This window comes from Paenibacillus sp. JT31N11, from assembly GCF_056269285.1.
In genome coordinates this window covers 1745827-1768845 of record NZ_JBWDNQ010000001.1, presented here as the reverse complement: position 1 = coordinate 1768845, position 23019 = coordinate 1745827, and the positions used below count along the sequence as shown (strand labels likewise).

Below are 23019 nucleotides of genomic sequence, written 5' to 3'. Positions count from 1 at the left end.
GTGTACGGTCAGCCCCATTCCGGGGATAGATGAGTAATCTTCGTTTTCTGGTACTAATGTTGGGAAAGTGATGCACACAGACGGTAATCGTTCGGCGACATGCCCTCCGCCATTTTAAAAATGCGGCTGAAATACGCAGGGTCCCGGTATCCCGCCTGTTCGCATACCTCGTATATTTTAAGATTGCTTTCGCGGAGAAGCCGTTTCGCCTGCATCAGGCGGTGATGAGTCAAATACTGGGAATAGGTCATGCCAGTCTCCTGATGAAATAGATTGCTTAAGTAATTGGCATTGACCTGATGCGTCTGGGCGAAATCGGCAAGCTGCGCGCTGCCTGCATATTCCTTGTGAATATAGGCAATCAAGCTTCGGACAATGGGAGCCAGCCGTTCACTTGCCCCGCGCCTCGACAGCTCGGTAAATCCCAGGTTAACCACGCAGCGGACATACATCATGCCGATATCTCCGATGTCGCAGCTGTGACCGCCATATCCTGTCTTGATCGGAATGCGCAGCTTTTCCTGAATCCACAGCACCGTCTCGTTCACCAGCTCCTCCCATAACGCCCGGTCGAATCGGGCCGTGAACAGTACAATGGTAATCAAACGTTCCTCAAGGCAGACCACCGGCACGCCCAGCTTGCCGAACGCTTCGTATGCGCTGTTCCTGATGAAATACCGGACGGACGGTTCGCCCAGCGATTGAAGATCCCTGGTCGAGAAGGAAACGAGCGATATCTGCTCAAAGGGTGGAATCAGGTTCTCGTCGAATTTGGGCAGAGGCAGGTCATGAAGCAGGTCGTGGATGCGCTTCTCGAGCAGCGCACTGCTGCGGATCGTATCCACCTGATGGACATGATAGCGCTCGCGGTATTTCGCATACGCAGCATCGAACACGTCCAGCAGCTTCTGCTTGGACAGCGGCTTGAGCAAATACCCCGCAACCTGATGCTCCATCGCCTTCAGGGCGTAGTCGAATTCCGCATGACCGGTTAATATATACAATTGAGAATTCGGGAACCGGTCCTTCACCCTCCCTGCCAGCTCCAGTCCGTCCATCCTTGGCATGCGGATGTCGGTAATGATCAGCTGCACTTCATGCTGATCCAGCAGCTTCAGCGCTTCCTCCCCATCGCCTGCTTCCAGGACGTTGTCCACGCCTGCGAGCTGCGACAGCATCCTGCACACGGGTATCCGCACATTCGGTTCATCGTCAACAACCAATATCGTAAACACGGCCATCTCTCCCGCTGTAAAGGTATATTTTATCCATCTAATTGCTGCTGCCCGTTCCGCTGCCAATCTCCTCCATGACCGATTCCCACATAAGATCCGGGTCTGCTCCTTCAGTCTCCACTCGCTGCAGCGCATCGCGGATGAGCCGGTCCGTAATGGTCATATCCGCATCCTCAAACCCGCCCTTATAACGCAGTGCGGTATAGGAATAGATCTGGCCGGTCGGCGCGTTGTTAAAAAAAGGATCGTGAATCCCGATGAACTCGGAGGATGCATAGGATTCCGGGGTTGATGGAAAGTTCCCGTTCTGGATAAAATTATCGAGCTGCCGTGGCGGGGCAGTCAGCCACCGGGCAAGTTCATACGCCTCTTGCGGGTAACGGCTTGCGGCGGGCACGGCTATGAATGTCCCGTCCCAGTTGGATGGTTCGCCGGGAGGCCGCGCCAAATCCCATTTGCCGGCAGTCGCAGGCGCATTCTTCTTCATCAGTCCATGCACCCAGGATGGTCCCAGAACGGCGGCGAACCGTCCATTCACCGCTCCGCTTGCCCAGGCTTGCGTCTGGGATTGCAGCCCCGCGCTCAAACCGAGCGTATGGAACCGGATCGTCCGGTCCCACGCTTCCTTGAACCGGGCAACGGATTCATTTCCGGATTTATCTGAATGCGGCTGTACGTATTGATTCAAATAGGAAAGATAAATATTGGTCAAATTGTCGAACAGCGGGATGCCCGACTTCTCTTTGAGCGCGATCCCAAGCCGCTCCAGATCGTCCCAGCTGCCAAGCATGGCTGTAATTTCCGTGCGGCCTGCGGGCAAGCCTGCGGCTGCAAACAAATCAAAGCGGTAGGCAAGAGCGACAGGACCGATGTCGGCCGGAAGCGCAAACAAAAAGCTGCCGTCATCACTCTCCGCCTGCCTCCACTTCCAATCCAGGTAGTGGACATGCTCATCGCCGTACTCATATAAGTTATGGAAATATGCGGGGAAATTCTTCATTTGATTAATTTGCGACGAATCCAGAAGGACGAGATCGGGCGAATCGGACCGGGTTGCGAAGGCGATCATCAGGTTCGGTTGAATGTCGTCGTATTGGGAAGTGACAATCTCCACATCGATCCCCTGATGACTGTCCTTATAGGCTTGAATCAGTGACTCCAGGCCGCTGCCCTGCCAAAGCCATATGCGGATTGTGGTCTTGTCCGGATGCGCTTTGATGGTCGGCAGGGATGTTTGCGGCATACAGGAACACACGACGATCATGAACGCCGTCATCAGAAAAGGCAGAATGAACCCATGTCTGCTCAACGGCCGTCACCTCCAAGCAAATCGCTCCACACCGATGCCGGCTTTGCCTTGTCAAGGGGGAGCGACAGAATGACTCCAAGCCCGCCAAGCGGACTGGCAAAAAGCCTTAAACCGTAAGGCTCCCCGAAGAAGGATTGAAGCTGGCTGTGCAGATTGGAAAGGCCGATGCCGCCCTCTTTTCCCTCGGGCATCTGATTCTGACGAACCCGTATTTCCAGCCTCTTCATGGCATCCGCATCCAATCCCGTACCGTTGTCTTCCACCGCACAAAGCAATCGGTCGCCTTTTCGGCAAATGCAGACGCGAATGCGCCAGTCGCCCTGCTCCTTCTGTTCGAGCCCGTGCCTGATCGCATTCTCGACAAGCGGCTGGAGCATGAGGCGGAGCACCCGCTGCTCCTCGAGTCCTTCTTCGACCTCCACGCTCACCTGCAGGACCCTCCCATAACGGGAACGCTGCAGGAACAGGTACCGCTCCAGCTGATCCAGATCATCCCTGAGCATGACCATATCCGACGTGGGATGAATGCTGTAACGAAGCAAATCGCTTAAGGCAAGCGTCATCTCCTGAGCTTCCTCGGCGCGTCCGTCCTCGATAGTCCAATAGATCAAATTCAGCGAATTATACAGAAAATGCGGACGGAACTGCGCTTTTAGCGCGACGAGCTGAGCCCGCTGCACGCTGATTTGCTGTTCCGACAACCGTTCGATCAGCGTCTTCAGCTGGTTGACCATCTGGTTGTAATTGGCATATAAAAGCGATATCTCCCTGCTGGTAAACCGCATCTTCACCGGATGGACCGCCTGCCTGCCGATTCTGTTCATCCCGAGCGCGAGGTAGCGGATAGGCTTGGTGAGCGTCCATGTGAAATAAGCGACCAGAATAAGGGCGACAGCCGTGCCTGCGGCGATGGTCAGCAGGGCGTGAATCCAGATTTGCGAGGTGTCGCTGTACACCGCTTCTTTCCGGAAATAAGCAATCGTTGTCCAGCCCGTATAGGCGGATTTTGCGTAGGTTACATACATCTGCTCGCCTTCTTCCCGGGTAGTCCAATCGAAGAACAGCGGTCCTCCGTCGGCGAATTTGGCGAACAGACCGGTATCGGCAGCCGTACCTATTTCGCTCGATTGCGTAGAATAGACGATGTTTCCGAGCGGATCCATCACCTGTACCTTACGCTCGATCGGTTGAACGGTCTGCCCGATCATCCGGTTCAATTTATCGACAGGAAAAACGAGGAATTCGTCGCCGATGATATGAAGATCTTTCGTATACTTGATTTTGCGCGCCCCGATGATGGCCGGGATTTCACCGTCCCTCCATGCGGGACCGTACACCCACAGCATTTTACCGTCCATGCGGGCCATCTTGCTGTACCATGTTACAGAAGATGCTTCGTCATATTCGCGCCAGAACAGCTGCAGCGAATCCGTTGAGGAGTATCCATGACCGCTTCTGTCAAACAGATGAATCAGCATGCCATTTGCAATATGCCGCGTTTTCTGGCCAATGTACCTGCTGAATTCGATCGGATCTTCCGCAACGCGCTTCTCGCTTCCTTCTTCGTTCAATGTTTGCTGGACACGGTCGTCAAACACGACAAGCTGCGATAACTGATCATACTGAGCCAGCAGCACATCGATTTTATCCGAGAGCTGCTCGACTGATTGCTGGGTGTAATCCGCCATCCGGTTAAGCATCACCTGGGAGGTCAGGCGGTAATTCAGAATATTCGTGAGAGCGATTACAAGAACGGAAATGAGGAAAATCCCGGCAAGCAGCTGCACGAATATTGGCAAAGGACGGCGAAGCATCGCGGATCACATTCCCTTCCGTTACAAATTCCGACACAAATGAAATTTCTGTGAGTCTCCATACTCAGGCACGATAACCCTCCTTTCAAAAATAAAGTTAACATAAAAAGATTCCACCTTTCCATAATAAATCCTTTTCTGATGTTATTTAACTGTCCTTTCGCTTATTGCAGCTGTCCACTCTCCACCCGGGGCGGCGATTTGAATCCACGAGCCGCACCGCAGCTGCACCGACAATGCAGGCAGCTTGACAGGGAACAGGTAAAGTATTATTGTTAAATAGCTAATAGTTAAACAATTAACTATTGAGCGGCAAGCGGGACAATGCGAGTCCGCTTCACGGCAAATTGGAAAATCCGCTTGGTGCGACAGGCTGCGGGGAGGTTATATGAACGGGAAATGGGATCCATTTGAACAGCCGATTATGTCGGTTGATGTTTTTTTGACTCTCTATAAGACCAATCACTATCTGGTCAAACAGCTGGAGGAGCAGCTGGGGAGCTTCGAGCTGACGCTCGGCCGATGGTGCTTGCTGGTGGCGCTGAAGTCTGGAGGAAGAGCGATGCTCCCTTCCGAATTAAGCGACGATCTTGCTGTTACACGGGCCAATATAAGTAATTTATTAAATGCGCTGGAGCAAGCGGGCCGGATCAAAAGAGAATTCGACCCCTCCAACAGGAGACGAATTTTTGTCAGTTTAACATCCGAGGGTCATGATGTGATATCGCAGGTATGGCCTGTTTATGAGCAGACGATCACCCGGAATGTTGGCAGCAAGCTCACCATAGAAGAACAGAAGCAGTTAAAAGGGCTGCTGAAAAAGTTGTTTTAGACGCAGCTCGCACTGCCCGCCGAATTTGAGCGGAATCCCCTTTTGATTTGGACAAGAAGTTATGGCTCAAGCGGTGCGTGAAAAATTTAAAACTGAAGGAGAATCTTATGAATATACTCGAAGACAAGGTTGTTATTATCACAGGTGGCGGCGCGGGTATCGGACTTGCAGCGGCAAAGCTGTTTGCTGCAAATGGAGCAAAGGTGCTCATCACCGGGCGGCGAAAAGCTGCTTTGGAAGAAATATCGGCCGGCAACCCGGACATTAAGGGTTTTGCGGCGGATGCAAGCGATCCGGATTCGGCTGCCCGGACGGTCGAAGCTGCCATCGAACATTGGGGGCGCCTCGATGTCATCGTCAACAATGCAGGTGGCGGCAACCTCCAGCCGCTCATCCAAGCAAATGCAAAGTCGATCTCTGATATTTTCAACGTCAATGTCGCCGGCCCAACACTGCTTGCTGCCGCCGCCATCCCGTACCTGGAAAAAACGAAAGGCACAATTATCAATTTGTCGAGTACCTATGGAAGCAAGGCGGCTGCCGGGCTGTCGCTTTATGCCGCGAGCAAGGCAGCTTTGGAGCATTTGACCCGCTGCTGGGCGCTTGAGCTCGCCCCGAAGGGCATTCGCGTGAATGCTGTTGCGTCCGGTCCGGTCGAGACGGATTTCCTCCGCGAGCGGATGGGACTTTCCGATGAGCAAATCAAAGCCGTCAAGGAGCAGGAGCGCCAGGCTATCCCGCTCGGCCGCCGTGGCGAGCCGGATGATGTAGCACGCTGGATTGTGAATTTGGCCGCTCCGGAGGCAGGCTGGATCACGGGACAAATCATCGCGGTTGACGGCGGTCTTGTGATTGCCTGACCTCTCCCCTATGCTGTTCCCCCACTTTCTCATACCTTCCAGTACCGTATAAGCAATTGGTGTATTGTCTATTCATAAACCAAAGAGGAGCTGCCTTAAGGGCTAGCTCCTCTGCTATTGCGATTTATTTAAAAGAATGATTTACCTTCATCCTTCGGGGTATTAATAATTCCCGTCAAACCTTCGCCAGATATTCATCGAGCTGATCGAAAGTATTGCCGAAGCCTTCCTTCATGGACTCGAACATGCCTGCAAAGAAGCTTCGTTCTTCCTCGGTTGCATGGATCGGACCGCCGCGCAGGGTAATGGTGGTTTTGCCGTCATTTTCAGCAAGGGTCAGAACATTGCGTATTTTCAGCGGGAACTGATCACTGAAATCTGGCCGGACAATATTGCCCTCCTCATCCGAAAAACAGTTGTCCCAAACGATCTTCTCCAGTGCCTCAATTTCATGATAAATAAATTTGGCCCACATTAGGTAACCATCCGGGGATTGCATACTGTAATGGAAAAAACCGCCCGGACGGAAATCCAGTTCAGCGTAACCCCAGTTGAATCCCTTCGGTCCCCACCAGTGCTTCAGATGCTCAGCCTCGGACCATACTTTGAACATAAGCTCGCGAGGCGCATTAAAGACACGTGTGATTACCAGTTCGTTATCTTCCATTTTCGCTGTCATGTTCTTTGCTGCATGGCTTTCAGTCATTTCAAATTCCACCATTCAAGATTAATCAAAGCAGCAGTAATTCCTGTTTACAATATACCCTAAATGGAATATTCCTGTAAAGGAATATATTTGGTAAATAGCTGCCATATTGATAGGAAGAATGCTTCAGCGCGAGGCTCCGGATGCTCTAAAGTTTGTATCTCCGGATACTTTCCTGTATATTCCTAGTTGTCAGCAAACTTTCTCAAAGGATGGTGTCCAATTATGATTAATCTACTATCTCCTGAGTTTTTATCAAATCCGTATCCTGTTTATGAGATGTTCAGAAAAAATCAACCCGTCGCGTATATGGAATCGCTTCAGTTATGGTCCGTGTTTACCTATGATCACGTCAAAACGGTACTGACCGACCATGCCCATTTCTCCTCGGGAGCGAATGGCCAAGCCAAGGCCGCAGAACCATCTGAACAAAAGCAAGAAGGATTCAGCTTGATTACTACGGACCCTCCAAGGCATACCGACCTGCGTTCTTTAGTAAATCGCGCATTTACTCCAAAAGCCGTCGCCGCTCTCGAGCCAAGAATTGAAGAAATTGCGAATGAGCTGCTGGATAAAAACGCCAATACTGGCGAACTCGATCTGATCAGAGACTTTGCTTATCCGCTTCCCGTTATTGTGATTGCTGAATTGCTGGGAGTGCCTGCCGCAGACCGTGATCGTTTCAAGGAATGGTCGGACGAAATCGTGGCGGGCGCCGATGCCATAATCGGCGGCGGCCAAGCAGGATCCCGTCAGGCACATATGGAGATGAACGACTATTTCAAAGACATCATCGCGCAGCGCCGGGTCCAGCCTCAAAATGATCTGGTCAGCACATTGCTGGCAGCAGAAGAAGGAAACTCTCATCTGTCGGAATCGGACATCCTGTCTTTTTGCCGCTTGCTGCTGGTAGCCGGTAATGAGACGACCACCAATCTCATTGGCAATGCCGTTCTTGCTTTTCTGGAGCATCCGGCTGAGTGGGACAAGCTTGTATCCCGGCCGGAAATGCTGCCCAATGCCATTGAAGAAGTGCTCCGCTTTCGTTCTCCTGTGCAGGCCATGTTTCGAACCGCCAAACAGGATGTGCAGATCGGGGACCAAACGATTCCGCAAGGAACCCGCGTTGTGGCATGGATCGGCTCTGCCAACCGGGATGAAGCAAAGTTTGACGAACCTGCCCGTTTTGATATATCCAGGGAATCCAACGCGCATTTGGCCTTCGGCCAAGGCATCCACTTTTGTCTCGGAGCGCCGCTCGCCCGTTTGGAGGCCAAAGTCGCACTGACAGCGGTGAGGAACCGACTGCCGGAGCTTGCCCGGCAAAACACGGAGCCGCTGGAGCCGGCACGCGGATTTATCGTACATGGCGTAAAGAGCCTGCCGCTTCGTTTCGCCACACAAAGCTAGTATGCGTGCGGCTATGTAAAGTATGCTCAGGTCATCTTTCAAATGATTGTAAATGATTAACTATATTAAATAGCTGCACTCAAACCAGGAACGGCTCGCTTCGCATCATTTTGCGATTGAGCCGTTCTGACATTTGGGACCTATATATTAATCCATAAATACTATATTCAAGTTTTCTGAACATGTAGTATCGATCGTATTTCAGTTATTCATCCGAGTCCTTAACGGCTCCGAACTCCGTTTTACATGATAATTTTCGTAAACGCAAAGAGTTATAAGCTGCCTGCATATTCGGCTTATTCGTCTTAGTCAGCACAATTCCGCGGATTAAATCTCTCAACGGGAGCAGGAGCTCCATATCCAAAGAGGCCAGTTCCTCTGGTTTAAGTCCAATATCGACGTTATATTGCATACTGAATGAATGCACGTTTGATTTCAGCTATTCTCTAACCATTGGTTAATTTGATACTCCTCAAATCGCATGCTGCCCCTCCTCGTAATCTCATATCAGAATGGAATGACCTCTTTGTGCAATTCCGTTATCCGGTAAGCGCAGCGGCTGCCGCCTGATAAAAGATACTCAACCCGTTCAATCAGCACATGGTCTCCCAGCACGGATTGAAAGAGTTCCAGCTCGTTACGGCAAAAACCATTGCATACAGCGGCGGCCTCCAGAATCGGGCAGTGCTTCTGCACAAATAAAAAACTGCCATCCTCCAGCTCTTGAACCTCGGCAAAATATCCCTCGTTCATGCGGATCGTGAACAGCTTTTGAAGCTTGTCCCGCAGGCCGGCTGCACCGGACATAAGCTCTTGGTATTGAATCTTTTTTGTATGATTTTGGGATTCCAGCACCTTCCGGATTCCCTCGTCCCCGAATGACATTCTTATGGCGCCAAGCAAGCCGACCGATAACTGCTGGTATCCATTTGGAAACCAGAGATTGGCTTGGGATGTCAGCTTCCATATCTTGGCCGGCCTGCCCATAGGGCGAGCCTCTTCTTCATATTCAACAACCTGCTGGTTCTGCAGCTCATATAAATGCTGACGCACTGCCATCCCCGTCAATGTCAGCCTGGACGCTAATGTAATGGCATCCATAGGCCCGTGCTGTTTCAGCAATGTTACAATCGCTCTTCGAGTGGATGTTACGGATGACTGATCTTTCTTACTCATAATGGAACTGCCTCCAATGACTTGATTTCCGAACGATATCTGCATGCTCCACATTGTAAAGAAAAATCTTGACAAAGTAAATGACTCAGGATAAATTTGGTTTGTAAATTAAAACTTTATAAAGTATGTATAATTAAAAGTGAATAGGGACAGAGGAACAAATACTGCTGCCATGCTTGTGCTTAGATATAAAAACTGCATCCATTCAAGGAGGACCTGCCCATGAGCAGATATTCAGAATCAGACGCCCCACCCGTCCACCCTTCCGTTCAACCTTTATTTCTTCCGTTCACGCTTGGCAAATTGAATCTGCGGAATCGAATCGTCATGTCGCCAATGACGAGAGCGTTCTCGCCAAACGGGATACCCGGACCTGATGTGGCCCGTTATTACCGGCGCCGTGCGGAGAATGGCGTGGGACTGATCATAACGGAAGGTACGGTTATTAACCATCCTTCGGCAGCGGATAATCCGAATGTTCCCCATTTCTACGGTCCTGCGCTTGCAGGTTGGTCCGCCGTCGTTGAGCAAGTACATGAAGCAGGCGGCCTGATCTTCCCCCAGCTATGGCATGTTGGCATGACCCGGTCGGTCTTGGAATCGGCGGATCCGGAATCACTCCCAATCGGGCCGTCCGGTCTCGATCTGAACGGCAGCCCGGTAACCACGCCTATGACCGAAACGGATATCCGCTTCGTTATTGATGCATATGCCAATGCCGCTGCAGACGCAAAGAGACTGGGGTTCGACGGTATAGAGATCCATGGCGGGCACGGCTATTTGATCGATCAATTTTTCTGGAAACACACCAATCGGAGATCGGACCGGTATGGCGGTGAAGACTACGAGGGGCGTACCCGCTTCGCTGCCGAGGTGATTGCTTCCGTCAGGAAAGCCGTTGGACCCGATTTCCCCATCATGCTTCGCATATCGCAATGGAAAATTTCATCGTTTACGGCCAGGCTGGCGGACACACCGGAGCAATTGGCTGCGTTCCTGGAGCCGCTGACAGCCGCTGGCGTTGATGCCTACCATTGCTCGACACGCCGGTTCTGGGAGCCGGAATTTGCGGGCTCCAGCCTGAACCTGGCCGGCTGGGTCCGGGCTATCACGGGAAAACCCGTGATCACCGTTGGATCAGTTGGCCTTGAAGAAGAATTCATGAGTTCATTAATGCCGGGAAAGGTGACCGGGACAACCGGTATTGAAGACTTGATCGAAAGGTTGAGCCATAATGAATTTGATCTGGTGGCGGTTGGACGATCGTTGTTGGCGGATCCGGAATGGGCCATGAAAGTTCGGGGTGGACGGTGGGAAGAATTGAACCCTTTCACCTCGGATGCGCTAAAAACCCTGATATAATGCCTGAGAGTCCGGCATGAGGATAGAGACTGTCGCTCTGCCCATTTACGTCAGAGCAAAAAATGGCTGTCTCAAAAGGTCAATTGATGACCTTTGAGACAGCCTGTTCGCCGCGGCTGATTCATTTGGTATATTCTCCAGCTCCACTCGATTCGCTGTACAGCAGGTCTGCTACAGTCTTCAATCACCTGGTTCATCAACCTGGGAGAGCTGCCAAAGGTTCAGCTATCTCCCCTTGCCGTTTGGGTCAAAGAAGGCTGTAAGCTCCTCCGCAATTCGTTGTGCATCAAGTTTTTTTGTATGGCCGAGTCCCTTTTTACTCAGCAGCTGCGCATTGGGAAGTACGTTCGCCAGCGCCTGGGCGCCATGACGCAATGATGCCGGGCTTTCCGTGCCTTCGAGCACGAGCGTTGGCATCGTGACCGCACTCCACAGGCTAACAGGCAGCGGCTTGCCGTCCATATATCCATCCAGCAAGGCCGCATCGTAAGGGAGCGTATGGGCAACGGCCATGAGTCTGGACCAAACGCCTGGCATAATGCGCATCAAGCTGATAACGAATGAAGGGGCGCCCATGCCCTGGGTCATGAAGTACTTGATGGTCTCAGCCCGGCGATTGGCGGCTATAAGCCCGGAAACATGTTTGAGGAAATTTTCGGGCGGCTTGCGGTCCGCTGCATCGACCACAAATGGAGGTTCATGCAGGGCCATCTTTGTGATATTCAACCCCTTTGCCGCTGCCTGCAGGGCAAGAACCGCTCCGGACGACAACCCCCAAACATTTGCCGATCCGCCGGCTTCTTCTATCATGGCCTGTAGATCCTCAATCTCGCGTTCTATGGCATATGGCTGGGTGTCTCCGCTGTCGCCGCGGCCGCGCCGGTCGTAATTGTAGACCGTGAAGTGCTCTGACAACAGACCAGCCAGCTGCACCTGTCCCGGAAATTTGCGGTAACTGAACGCCCCTGCTACCAATACGAGTGACGGCCCTTGTCCAACCTTGTCATAAGCGATTCTGGTGCTGTCTCTTGAAATTGCTGTGTTCATCATGTATCTCCTTTGCTGCTGCTGCAGATTATTTAATGTGAGTTTCTTCAAACCACGGACAGATCCTTGAACTGCCGCCTTTAACGTGACCCGGGAATGCTTCACTGACCGACGAGATTGCATGTGCTTCATTCAGTACTTCAGTTTATCCTATCCCGTTTCAGGTGCAGACGGCAGCACGCCGAATTGATTACATGTGTTCAATTGTTCTGCCCTGTTCAAATCAGTTAACGAAACCCCGGCCTCTATTAAGGCGACGACTATATATCGGCAAAATCGACACATTCGAAAAATATTTTTTTATTATGAATCAACCAGTGATTCCGTCCTGGAAGATGACAACATGAAAAGCACCCCTGTGCCGGATACCATGAAATCTGAAACTTCATGGTATCCGGACGGAGTGCCCTTTTTGCAGTTAATTAATGATATTAATATTCCAATGAACTTTTACCGTTAATTTTTCATCCATTGAAAGTGAAAGCTTCCTTCTTGATCAAGCCGCTCGAATGTATGAGCCCCAAAATAATCCCTTTGCGCCTGCAGCAAATTAGCCGGTAGTCTCTCTGTGCGGTAGCTGTCGTAATATGCCAGAGCGGAAGCAAAAGCAGGAACCGGGATTCCCCTGGTTACGGCAATTGAGATGACTTTTCTCCAGGCTTCCTGGTAGTTATCCACGATTCCGCCGAAGTATTCGTCCAGAAGGAGGTTTTTCAGAGCCGGGTCGCGGTCATAAGCATCCTTGATATTTTGTAGAAATCTTGCACGGATTATACATCCGCCGCGGAATATCATCGCAATGCTGCCATAGTTCAAATCCCAGTTGTATGCGTCGGAAGCAGCCCTCATTTGCGCAAAGCCCTGCGCATACGATGCGATTTTGCTTGTATACAAAGCTTTGCGGACGGCTTCGATGAATTCACCGGGATCGCCGTCATAGCTTGATGCCGCAGGGCCATTCAGCCGCTTGCTTGCTGCCGTGCGTTCTTCTTTCATCGCGGAGATAAAGCGGGCAAATACGGATTCGGTAATAATGGACAAAGGAACGCCCAAATCCAATGCGCTTTGACTTGTCCATTTTCCGGTTCCTTTTTGTCCTGCCGAATCGAGGATGACGTCCACCATCGGTTTGCCTGTATCCGGATCTGTTTTCGCGAAAATATCGGCCGTGATTTCGATCAAATAGCTGTCCAGCTCGCCATTGTTCCATTCGGTGAAAATGTCATGCAGCTGGCTTGTATTCAAGTTCAATACATCCTTAAGCAGATGATACGCTTCGCCAATCAATTGCATGTCGCCGTATTCGATGCCGTTGTGCACCATTTTGACATAGTGGCCTGCGCCGTCTGCTCCGATATAGGTGGAGCAAGGATCGCCGTTCACTTTGGCCGAAATGGCGGTCAGGATAGGCTCTACCAGCTCATAGGCGTCTCTTTGCCCGCCTGGCATTATCGCAGGGCCGTTCAGCGCACCCTCTTCCCCGCCCGAGACTCCAGCGCCGATAAAGCGGAAGCCTTGTGCCTGCAGCTCTTTATTTCTTCTTTGCGTGTCAGGGAAAAAGGCGTTTCCGCCGTCGATCAGAATATCGCCTTGATCCAGGTAAGGCACGAGCTGATTAATCGTATCGTCTGTCGGTTGTCCCGCTTTGACCATGATTAATATTTTACGCGGCGTCTCAAGCGACTGCACGAATTCCTCGATGCTGTAGGTGCCTACAAGATTCTTTCCTTGCGCTTCCGCCACAAGTTCATTTGTTTTCTCGGCTGAACGATTATATAGAGAAACCGAGAATCCTTTGCTTTCGATATTCAAGGCCAGGTTTTTACCCATGACGGCCAATCCAACCACGCCAATTTGCTGTTTGCTCATTGTTATTCCCTCCTTGTTATTCCTGTCCTGCTGCAGATAAACGTTTCACGAGCTCCGCTTTTTGCGCTTCAAATCCAGGCTTGCCCAGCAGTGCAAACATATTGATCTTGTATGCTTCCACGCCAGGCTGGTCAAACGGGTTCACCCCGAGCAGCAGGCCGCTGATGCCGCATGCCTTCTCAAAGAAGTACACCATTTCGCCGTACGTGTATTCATTCAGCTCATCCAGCTCAACAATTAGATTGGGCACGCCTCCGTCAACATGGGCAAGGCGGGTGCCTTGGGCGGCCTTCTTGTTCACTTCGTCCATCGTCATGCCCGCGACAAAATTCAATCCGTCCAGATTGCCCGAATCCTCCTGAATGGTCAGCTCAACCCGGGGTTTCCTTACCGAGAGGACTGTCTCAATGAGATCACGCCGGCCTTCCTGGACATATTGTCCCATGGAATGCAGATCGGTTGTGAAATCGACGGATGCGGGATAAAGCCCCTTCTGGTCTTTGCCTTCGCTTTCGCCGAACAGCTGCTTCCACCACTCCGAAACAAAATGCAGGGACGGTTCAAAATTAGCCAGCAGCTCGATGGATTTTCCTTTGCGGTAAAGAGCATTGCGGACGGCCGCATATTGATAGCTCTCATTGGCGGCAAGATCGGCATTATTGTATTTCTTTGCTGCGGCTGCGGCTCCCGCCATCATTTGATCGATATCGAGCCCGGCAGCAGCAATGGGCAGAAGTCCAACGGCTGTAAGCACGGAATAGCGTCCGCCTACATCGTCGGGAATGACAAAAGTTTCATAGCCTTCTTCATCGGCCAGTTTTTTTAATGCGCCCTTGGAGGAATCGGTTGTGGCAAAGATACGCTTCTGCGCTTCGCTTTTGCCATATTTCTTCTCCATATAATCCCGCAGAATACGGAATGCGATTGCCGGCTCCGTCGTCGTTCCCGACTTGGAAATGACATTCAGGGATATGTCCTTGCCCTCCAGCAGCTCCAATAAATGGGTGATGTATGTCGAACTGATATTTTGTCCGGCAAAATAGACTTGGGTATTCCCGTCCATTTGATTATGAAACGTATGGGACAACGCTTCGATCGCGGATCTTGCGCCCAGATAGGAACCGCCAATGCCAATGACGATCAAGGCGTCGGAATGGCTGCGAATACGCTCGGCAGCCTGTTTGATTCTTGCAAATTCTTCCTGATCATATTGAAGCGGCAGATTCACCCAGCCCAGATAATCGGATCCGGGTCCTTTCTTCTCATGAAGCATATGATGAGCCGCGTTCACAAACTCGCTGAAGTAATCCACTTCATGCTGTCCGATAAACGATAATGCATTGGAATAATCAAATGAAACAGCCACAGGGAACATCTCCTTTGATTTCGAAATTATCTTGAGCGCATCTTAAAGCGTTGTTTTCTTCCAATCAGCTGCGAATTTCTCCATTCCTTGATCCGTCAGAGGATGCTTGGAGATTTGCTCGATAACCGCGAAGGGAATCGTTGCAATATGTGCGCCTGCCATGGCTACGCGGGTCACGTGATCCGGATGGCGGACAGATGCCGCTATGATTTGCGCATCCAGCTTGTGCGTGCGGAACAGTTCAGCGATTTTTACGATCAATTGAACGCCGTCTTCCGAAATATCGTCCAGGCGGCCAAGAAACGGTGATACATAGGTAGCGCCAGCGCGGGCAGCCAAGAGTGCCTGATTCACCGTGAAAATCAACGTCACATTTGTTTTGACGCCTTTTTTGGTCAGATAACGGCAGGCTTCCAAACCGGCCAGCGTCATCGGCAGCTTGATGGTGATGTTTTTGTCGTTATTGTTGATTTTGATCAGTTCATTCGCTTGCGCGATCATTTCCTCGGCTGTTAGCGCGTCAGGCGTTACTTCGGCAGAAACGGATTCAACCTCGGGCACTAACTGCAGGATTTCCGCAATCCTGTCCTCGAATTTAACGCCTTCCTTGGCTACAAGAGAAGGGTTCGTTGTAACGCCTGATAATACGCCGATTTTATACGCTTTTTTGATGTCTTCCACATTTGCAGTATCGATAAAAAATTTCATAGTTGATTACCTCCGTTTTTTAGTTGCTGATTTATTGAATTTCATAACATGCGGCTGTGCTGCCGCTTCTTCTTGATCATTATTAGTTCGTTTTATTCAGTAATTCTTTCGTCAAGCGAACCACATTAGCCGTAGAGAAACCAAAGTATTCCATAACTGCTGAGCCTGCACCTGAAGCGCCGAACGTATCGATAGACAATACGCTGCCAGCGGGTCCCGTATAACGCTCCCAGCCGAGTGAAATGCCTGCTTCGATGGCCAGCCGCTTCTTGACGGAAGCAGGAAGCACGCTCTCTTTGTAGGCATCGGATTGACGATCGAACAGTTCTCTGCTCGGCATAGCGACTACGCGTACTGAAATATTGTCCCGCTCCAGCTCCGCTTTGGCGCTTACGGCAAGAGAAACCTCGGATCCGGTTCCGATCAGGATGACGTCCGGCTGACCGCCTGTTTCCGTCAGGACATAGGCTCCCTTCGCTACCTTGTCAACATTGGCTTTGGTTTCTTCATATACGGGCAGATTCTGTCTACTCAGCACCAGAGCTACCGGGCCTTCATTTTGCTGCAGGGCATAGGCCCATGCGCTTGCCGTTTCGTTGGCGTCGCTTGGCCGGATGACCGTAAGTCCGGGAATGGTGCGAAGTGCAGCCAGGTGCTCGACGGGCTCATGAGTAGGTCCATCTTCCCCGACGGCAATGGAATCATGGGTAAACACATAAGTCACGGGCAGCTTTTGCAGCGCAGCCAAGCGAATGGACGGGCGCAAATAGTCGCTGAATACGAAGAAGGTGCTGACGAAAGGTTTAATGCCTCCATGCAGGGCCATCCCATTGCCGGCTGCGCCCATCGCATGCTCGCGGACACCAAAGTAAATGTTGCGTCCCGAATAGGATTGAACGGCGAATGTTTGCTCTCCGCCGATATCCGTCATCGTCGAATGCGACAGATCCGCGCTGCCTCCAAAAATTGAAGGAACAGTTTTCACATAGTGATTGATCGCTTCTCCGCTCGCGATACGGGTTGAAACGGTTTTGGAGGCGTCGAAGGTAAGAATATTTGCCGCATCAAGCAGTACGGAGCCGTCGATCGCTTGCTCCAGCTCCTTGCCCTGCTGAGGATACTGCGCTTTATAAGAAGCGAATAATTGGTCCCATTCTGCTTCTTTGGCCGCGCCTTTATGCTTAAGCTGGTCGAAATGAGCTTTGACTTCCGCCGGAACGGTGAACTCTTCTTCATACTGCCAGCCATAAGCTGCCTTGGTTGCCTTGGCTTCATCTTTGCCCAGCGGATTGCCGTGCGCTTTGTTCGTTCCGGCTACCTTGCTGCCGTAACCGATAATTGTCCGGATTTCGATAATGGTTGGCTGCGAATCGTTTTGCTTGGCCGCCGCGATTGCTTCGGCAATTCGCGAAACGTCGTTGCCATCCTCGACCCTCAGATATTCCCAATGAGCCGATTCAGCTCTTTTTTGGATGTTTTCCCCGAAGGAAAGGTTCAGCGCTCCGTCCAATGAGATGTCGTTGGAATCATACAAGACGATTAATTTGCCCAGCTTCATATGTCCTGCCATGGACATCGCCTCATAGGAGATCCCTTCCATCAAACAGCCGTCACCGACGAGCGCATACGTATAATGATCCACAACCGGAAAGCCGTTCTGATTGAATTTCGAGGCCAGATGAGCTTCGGCCATCGCCATCCCGACTGCCATGGCAATCCCTTGTCCCAGAGGACCTGTCGTGGCATCTACGCCATCCGTGTGCCCAAATTCGGGATGTCCCGGCGTTTTGCTGTTCAGCTTGCGGAATTGTTTCAAATCATCAAGCGTTACCTGATAGCCGGACAAATGCAGAAGGCTGTACAGCAAGGCTGAACCGTGGCCCGCAGAAAGAACGAAACGGTCGCGGTTAAACCACTTCGCATGGCCGGGATTGTGATTGAGCAGTCTGGACCAAAGCGTATATGCCATCGGCGCAGCTCCCATTGGCAGACCTGGATGACCGGAGTTGGCGCTGTTAATGGCGTCGATTGACAAGGTACGGATCGTATCGATTGCTAGCTGATCAATTGTTTTTGTGATAGACATATTGTTCTCCCTCTTTTAATTCGATTTCTTGTTCAGGTTTGGCATCAAACCACCAATGAAAGCCATCCTCCGCCAGCAGCGCGTTGGACTCGGCAGGTCCGTAAGTACCCGCTGCATACAGATGAAGCGGAACCAGATTCTCCTCGAATGCTTCGAGAACCGGTTGAACCCATTTCCAGGACAATTCGACTTCGTCCCAATGCGCGAAGAACGTGGGGTCTCCGTGCAGAGCGTCGAAAATCAAGTTTTCGTAAGCCTCGGGAACATCGTCCCTGCTCGTATGAAAATCTATATTAATGGGTGTAAACTCCCCTTTATGGTGGGGATCCCTTGTATTTAATTGAAGCGTAATGCCTTCGTTCGGACTAATTTCAAATACGAGAAGATTAGGCACTTTGCTATCCTCGTCGGCCTGGGAGGACTTCAGCGGTTCTTTGAACTCAATGACGATCCGCGTTGATTTTTCCTTCATTCTTTTGCCTGTCCGGATGTAGAAAGGAACCCCCCGCCAAAAGAAATCATCGATTTGCAGTCTGGCGGCAATAAACGTATCGTTCATGGATGAATCCGCAATTCCCGGTTCAGAAGTATAACCGATGACCGGTTTCCCTTGAATGGTTCCCGCTTTGTATTGTGCGCGGATGATGTTGGCGGCCACATTCTGTTTTTCAATGGGCTCGAGGTCTTCCATCACTTTTTTCTTCTTGAAGCGAACTCTTTCGGAGCTGCTATTGTTCGGGAGGTGAATCGTCAGCATCATAAGCAATTGCAGCATATGGTTTTGGAACATGTCTCTTACTGCGCCAACATGATCGTAATAACCCGCTCTTTCTTCAACGCCGACTGTTTCGTTTGCGGTAATCTGCACATTGGCAATGTAACGGTTGGTCCAAAGCGCATGGATGACCGGATTGGACTGCTGCAGAATCTCAAGCTTCTGCACCATCGGCTTGCCGAGATAATGATCGATCCGGAAAATCTCTTCCTCCGTAAAATCTTTGCTCAGCTTCTGATTTAAATCCCGGGCGGATTGCAAATCATGACCGAAAGGCTTCTCGATCACCAGACGCTTCCAGCCATCCGCGGAACCAAGCCCGCTCTCCCCGATGTTCGCTGCAATCGTTTCAAAAAATTCAGGGCCAACCGATAAGTAAAACAGGCGATTCGGCGAAATGTGCAGCTCTTCTTCCCGCTGTTCGACCAGCTGCAGGAGCTTCTGGTAATCCTCTTTACGGCCAATATCCAAAACGCTGTAACGAAACGCGCTGAGAAATTTTTGCATCGATGCGGAATCGTCCGGTTCGCGTCTGGAAAACATACGAAGAGACTGCTCGACATTTGCCTGAAAGGATTCATCAGTCCATTCTCTTCTTCCAAGGCCAATCAAGGAGAAGGATTCAGGCAGCTTCTGATCGACGAATAAATTATACAAGGCAGGGTAAATTTTTCTTTTGGCTAAATCCCCTGTCGCTCCAAACAAAACAAAGGTTGTTGGATCCATTTTTCATTCTCCTTCCATCAGAGCTTTCCGCCGAAGGACGATCGTCAGTTGTTTTATGCTTGATCGTCCGGCATTGGGGCAGCATGACTGCTTTCCAATCCGCAAGCTCTGGTTTCTTTTTCGTATTTCCACTATAATACGATTATCATCTATACGTGTAATTAATATATTTGACAGGAGCTATAGACCACGTCTATGACCAATAATTACGAATTGTACAAAGTTTTTTATTGGGCTGCGAAGACAGGCAGTTTGACCCAGGCTGCCAAGGCCTTATATCTTACCCAACCGAGCGTCAGCCACGCCATCAAACAGCTGGAAGACAGCTTCGGCATTACGCTGTTTTACCGGAATTCCAAAGGCGTTGCGCTGACGCAAGAAGGCGCCATTCTGTATTCCTATATTGAGCAGTCCCAGATTTTGATTTCGCTGGCTGAAGAAAAAATGGCCGCGCTTAAAAATCTGGACAGCGGCGAGCTGCGGATCGGCGGAAGCGATTCGCTGTTCAAGCATTATTTGCTTCCCTACCTGGAGGATTTTCATCAGAAGCATCCCGGCATCCGGCTTCACCTGAACCATGGAACGACGCCGGAAATCATCGCTTTCTTAAAAGAAGGCAGAATTGATTTGGGCGTCGTTCGGATGCCTATCGGCGATTCCCAGCTTGAGGTGCGGGAAAGTATCCAGCTGCAGGATTGCTTTGTAGCGGGGGCCCGTTATGCCGAGCTAAAGGATGTGGTTCTATCGCTGGATATGCTGCTCCAGTACCCCGTCATCCTATTCTCGCGCAACAGCCGGGCGCGAATGGCCATTACGGAATTATTTCAAAGCTACGGTTATACTCTCAAGCCTGAGATCGAGGTCGGAAGCGTGGATCTTCTCATCGAGTTTGCGCGGAAGGGTCTTGGAATCTCTTATGTGACCAGGGAATTTGTATCGAAGGAGCTGGAAGAGGGTTCCCTCTTCGAGATTCAGCTGGACGTGCGGCTGCCGCCTTCTCATGTGGGGCTGATGATTATGCGCAATATGCCGCTTTCCAGCACAGCAAGCAGGTTTATTGAGCTGGTTCGATAGCGTCTCATATAATCGTTGAGGATCATGCTTCAATTGCAGAATAAGCTGTGCCTGAATGAATCTATAACACGCTCAAAACCGCCAAACCCTTGATAATCAAGGGTTTGGCGGTTTTTTCAGTTGGAGGCGAGAAATAATAACTGCCCCTGTGGTCTCTGCTTAAAGCTTGTCTGGTTAATGTGATTCTTTATTACACAATAGTGACAACTTAACCGCGCAATATCATATAATAGAAGCAAATGCATCACGAGAACGGGGGATCGGGCAATGGGAAGCAAAACACGGAAAGTGGCGGTTGTCGGCGTTGGATTTGTTGGGGCGAGCTGTGCATATTCGATGGTTAATCAGTCGATCTGTGACGAAATTCTGCTGATCGACAGGACGGCTGAACGTGCTTACGCGCAGGCGCTCGACCTGTCGCATTGTATGGATTTCACACATACACGGACGAAAGTTTACGCCGGCGGTTATGAGGATTGCGGCGATGCCGACATCGTTGTTCTATGTGCGGGGGCAAGTCCGATTCCGGGCGGCACCCGGCTTGCTCTCTTGGACAGTTCTTATGAGATTTATAAAACGATTATTCCCCTTATCATGAAGAGCGGCTTCAACGGTATTTTCGTCGTGGCCGCGAACCCGGTCGATATCGTCACCTACATGGTGTGGAAGCTATCAGGTTTGTCTCGCGGCCAAGTGATCGGAACCGGCACTTCAATCGACTCTTCCCGTCTGAAGACGCTGCTGTGCGAGTTTTTGCCCGTCGACCCGCGGAGCGTGCAGGGGTATGTGCTCGGTGAGCACGGAGACTCCCAGTTCCCAGCCTGGTCGCATGTAACGATTGGCGGCAAGCCGATATTGGACATTCTGGCCCAGCATCCCCACCGGTTCGGACATATCAAGCTCGACGAAATTGCTGCGAAAACACGCAACGCCGGATGGGAAATTATGCAGCGGAAGGGATCGACGCATTACGGAATTGCAAATGCGATCGCACATATCGTCCGCTCTATTTTGAATGACGATTACAAGATAACGGCAGTCTCCGCGATTTTGGAGGGGGAATATGGGGTTAACGGACTATGCGCGGGCGTTCCGGCCATATTGACACGGCGCGGCATAGCCGAGCTGGTCGAATTGAATCTGACGGAGAAAGAACAGGAACAGTTCGCCTATTCCTGCTCCGTCCTCCGTGCTGCAGCCGCTCCGCTGGATCTGAAGTAAAAGAACTCTTGATATATAGTAATATCCAGCTTAAGAGGAGCAAGCCCCTCCTCATTTCTCCGCCGCGTGTTGCTTCGGTTATCCCGGAGCATCATCACGTTTACTCCATCCCGCTAACTTTCCGTTAACGACCGCAGGCGCCTGAGGGACGGAAATAAATACATCCATAAGCCAGCGACGGCTATAGTTCCTATACCGCCGATGAAAGCAGCCGGAACAGCTCCAACAAATCCGGCCAGTGTACCCGACTCGAACTCGCCTAATTGATTCGAAGTCCCGATAAACAGCGAATTCACTGCGTTCACCCGGCCCCGCATCTCATCCGGTGTTTGCAGCTGCACGAGTGAAGACCTGATCACGACGCTGACCACATCCGAAGCTCCGACGAAGAACAAGGCAACCAGCGATATAAGCAGGCTCGTCGAAACGGCGAAGAGCATGGTGGCCAGTCCGAATACGGCGAGAGCACCGAACAACATGGGTCCAAAGTTCTTTTTAAGCGGATAATAGGAGAAGATGACGGACATTAATAATGCGCCAATTGCCGGTGCAGTTCGCATTAATCCTAATCCCCAAGCACCTGTATGTAGAATATCCTGCGCAAATATCGGCAGAAGCGCCGTAGCTCCGCCAAGCAGAACGGCAAAAAGATCAAGCGAGATCGTTCCCAGAATTACGGGATGCCGAAAGATGAACTCCAGGCCCAGGAAGACAGAGCGCATGGAGACGGGTTCCGACTTTCGGATGCTTGGCTCCATACGGATCAGGAAGGTGAGGATTCCGGCGACCAGCAGCGCTATGGTAGATGTACTGTATACAAAAGCAGGACCTAATGAATAAAGCACTCCCCCAAGAGACGGACCCAAAATTTGAGACGTTTGCCCGACCGAGGTAGTCCAGGCGACGGCTTGCTGGAGCATGGCTTTTGGAACAAGCTGCGGCAGCAGCGCTGATGACGAAGGGCCTTCGAAGGCACGGCATGCACCGATAATCGCCGCCGCCACCAGGATTTGCTCACGGCCAAGCCACCCGGCAAAATTTCCGATTAGCAGAAGAGCGGCGATCCCGCCTTCGATGATCTGACATAAAAAAACAATTCTTCGCCGGTCAAAACGGTCTGCGACATGACCAACAACGAAAGTAAGCAGCACCATGGGCAAGAACTGGGCCAGCCCTACAAGTCCAAGGCTGAAAGCGTCATGAGTTAGCTCATACATCTGCCATCCGATCGCCACGGAGAGCATCTGGAAGGCGGTTGAAGATAAAATTCGCGAGACCCAGAAGTTTGTGAATGAAGGCTGCTTGTGAATAGAATCGCTGGATTGAAATAAAATACGGCTCACACCCCTTTCGAGGACCAGCCATAAGAATGAAGTTAGAGGTTGGTCCAGCCCGCTTATTGTGAAAACAGAATACATTATACTATTAACACGGCATCAGTTG

Annotated in this window: 18 protein-coding genes; 6 read left to right on the top strand and 12 right to left on the bottom strand. The window is 51.0% G+C overall.

Features of this window, described 5'->3' with window-relative positions:
• Positions 1-53 precede the first annotated feature (53 nt).
• Genes AC0YNV_RS07610 through AC0YNV_RS07600 form a run of 3 tightly spaced genes read right to left on the bottom strand, consistent with a single transcriptional unit; the run spans position 54 to position 4358 of the window.
• Positions 54-1235, bottom strand: a complete 1182-nt coding sequence (locus tag AC0YNV_RS07610; protein ID WP_475767138.1) for a response regulator — start codon at positions 1233-1235, stop codon at positions 54-56.
• 37 nt (positions 1236-1272) lie between these two features.
• On the bottom strand, positions 1273-2544 hold the full coding sequence (locus AC0YNV_RS07605) for an ABC transporter substrate-binding protein (protein ID WP_475767136.1): 1272 nt from the start codon (positions 2542-2544) through the stop codon (positions 1273-1275).
• On the bottom strand, positions 2541-4358 hold the full coding sequence (locus AC0YNV_RS07600; protein ID WP_475767134.1) for a cache domain-containing sensor histidine kinase: 1818 nt from the start codon (positions 4356-4358) through the stop codon (positions 2541-2543). Before AC0YNV_RS07600 ends, AC0YNV_RS07605 begins: the two co-directional genes overlap by 4 nt.
• 388 nt (positions 4359-4746) lie before the next feature.
• On the opposite strand from AC0YNV_RS07600, the gene AC0YNV_RS07595 reads away from it, so the two are divergent.
• Both AC0YNV_RS07595 and AC0YNV_RS07590 read left to right on the top strand, forming a co-directional pair.
• Positions 4747-5190: a MarR family winged helix-turn-helix transcriptional regulator gene (locus AC0YNV_RS07595; protein ID WP_475767133.1), complete on the top strand. Its 444-nt coding sequence runs from the start codon at positions 4747-4749 to the stop codon at positions 5188-5190.
• Positions 5191-5297: 107 nt separating this feature from the next.
• The gene (locus tag AC0YNV_RS07590) at positions 5298-6050 is read left to right on the top strand and encodes an SDR family NAD(P)-dependent oxidoreductase (protein ID WP_475767131.1); all 753 of its coding nucleotides are present in this window, start codon (positions 5298-5300) and stop codon (positions 6048-6050) included.
• Between the two features lie 175 nt (positions 6051-6225).
• On the opposite strand, the gene AC0YNV_RS07585 is transcribed toward AC0YNV_RS07590, so the two are convergent.
• Positions 6226-6756, bottom strand: coding sequence for an SRPBCC domain-containing protein (locus tag AC0YNV_RS07585; RefSeq protein ID WP_475767129.1), 531 nt, complete (start codon positions 6754-6756; stop codon positions 6226-6228).
• A 225-nt stretch (positions 6757-6981) separates the two neighbouring features.
• Between AC0YNV_RS07585 and AC0YNV_RS07580 the strand changes: the two genes are divergently transcribed.
• Positions 6982-8166: a cytochrome P450 gene (locus AC0YNV_RS07580; protein WP_475767127.1), complete on the top strand. Its 1185-nt coding sequence runs from the start codon at positions 6982-6984 to the stop codon at positions 8164-8166.
• Between the two features lie 507 nt (positions 8167-8673).
• Here AC0YNV_RS07580 and AC0YNV_RS07575 read toward each other — a convergent pair.
• Complete coding sequence (locus AC0YNV_RS07575; RefSeq protein ID WP_475767125.1) at positions 8674-9342, bottom strand: helix-turn-helix transcriptional regulator; 669 nt, start codon at positions 9340-9342, stop codon at positions 8674-8676.
• A 222-nt stretch (positions 9343-9564) separates the two neighbouring features.
• On the opposite strand from AC0YNV_RS07575, the gene AC0YNV_RS07570 reads away from it, so the two are divergent.
• Complete coding sequence (locus AC0YNV_RS07570) at positions 9565-10704, top strand: NADH:flavin oxidoreductase (protein WP_475767124.1); 1140 nt, start codon at positions 9565-9567, stop codon at positions 10702-10704.
• Between the two features lie 225 nt (positions 10705-10929).
• On the opposite strand, the gene AC0YNV_RS07565 is transcribed toward AC0YNV_RS07570, so the two are convergent.
• From AC0YNV_RS07565 to zwf, 6 genes are all read right to left on the bottom strand, one after another.
• The gene (locus AC0YNV_RS07565; RefSeq protein ID WP_475767340.1) at positions 10930-11751 is read right to left on the bottom strand and encodes an alpha/beta fold hydrolase; all 822 of its coding nucleotides are present in this window, start codon (positions 11749-11751) and stop codon (positions 10930-10932) included.
• A gap of 456 nt (positions 11752-12207) precedes the next feature.
• Positions 12208-13620: an NADP-dependent phosphogluconate dehydrogenase gene (gndA, locus tag AC0YNV_RS07560; RefSeq protein WP_475767122.1), complete on the bottom strand. Its 1413-nt coding sequence runs from the start codon at positions 13618-13620 to the stop codon at positions 12208-12210.
• A 16-nt stretch (positions 13621-13636) separates the two neighbouring features.
• Positions 13637-14986: a glucose-6-phosphate isomerase gene (locus AC0YNV_RS07555; RefSeq protein WP_475767121.1), complete on the bottom strand. Its 1350-nt coding sequence runs from the start codon at positions 14984-14986 to the stop codon at positions 13637-13639.
• A 42-nt stretch (positions 14987-15028) separates the two neighbouring features.
• On the bottom strand, positions 15029-15694 hold the full coding sequence (fsa, locus tag AC0YNV_RS07550) for a fructose-6-phosphate aldolase (protein WP_210040097.1): 666 nt from the start codon (positions 15692-15694) through the stop codon (positions 15029-15031).
• 82 nt (positions 15695-15776) lie between these two features.
• Complete coding sequence (gene tkt, locus AC0YNV_RS07545) at positions 15777-17774, bottom strand: transketolase (protein ID WP_475767338.1); 1998 nt, start codon at positions 17772-17774, stop codon at positions 15777-15779.
• Positions 17758-19281 carry a glucose-6-phosphate dehydrogenase gene (gene zwf / locus AC0YNV_RS07540; protein WP_475767119.1) on the bottom strand — a complete coding sequence of 508 codons (1524 nt, stop codon included), beginning with the start codon at positions 19279-19281 and terminating at the stop codon, positions 17758-17760. Before zwf ends, tkt begins: the two co-directional genes overlap by 17 nt.
• 195 nt (positions 19282-19476) lie before the next feature.
• On the opposite strand from zwf, the gene AC0YNV_RS07535 reads away from it, so the two are divergent.
• Together AC0YNV_RS07535 and AC0YNV_RS07530 are read left to right on the top strand one after the other, a co-directional pair.
• The gene (locus tag AC0YNV_RS07535) at positions 19477-20355 is read left to right on the top strand and encodes a LysR family transcriptional regulator (protein WP_475767118.1); all 879 of its coding nucleotides are present in this window, start codon (positions 19477-19479) and stop codon (positions 20353-20355) included.
• A 267-nt stretch (positions 20356-20622) separates the two neighbouring features.
• Complete coding sequence (locus AC0YNV_RS07530) at positions 20623-21576, top strand: L-lactate dehydrogenase (protein WP_475767116.1); 954 nt, start codon at positions 20623-20625, stop codon at positions 21574-21576.
• A 113-nt stretch (positions 21577-21689) separates the two neighbouring features.
• Here AC0YNV_RS07530 and AC0YNV_RS07525 read toward each other — a convergent pair whose 3' ends face one another.
• Positions 21690-22919, bottom strand: a complete 1230-nt coding sequence (locus AC0YNV_RS07525; RefSeq protein WP_210040101.1) for an MFS transporter — start codon at positions 22917-22919, stop codon at positions 21690-21692.
• Between the last annotated feature and the right edge of the window lie 100 nt (positions 22920-23019).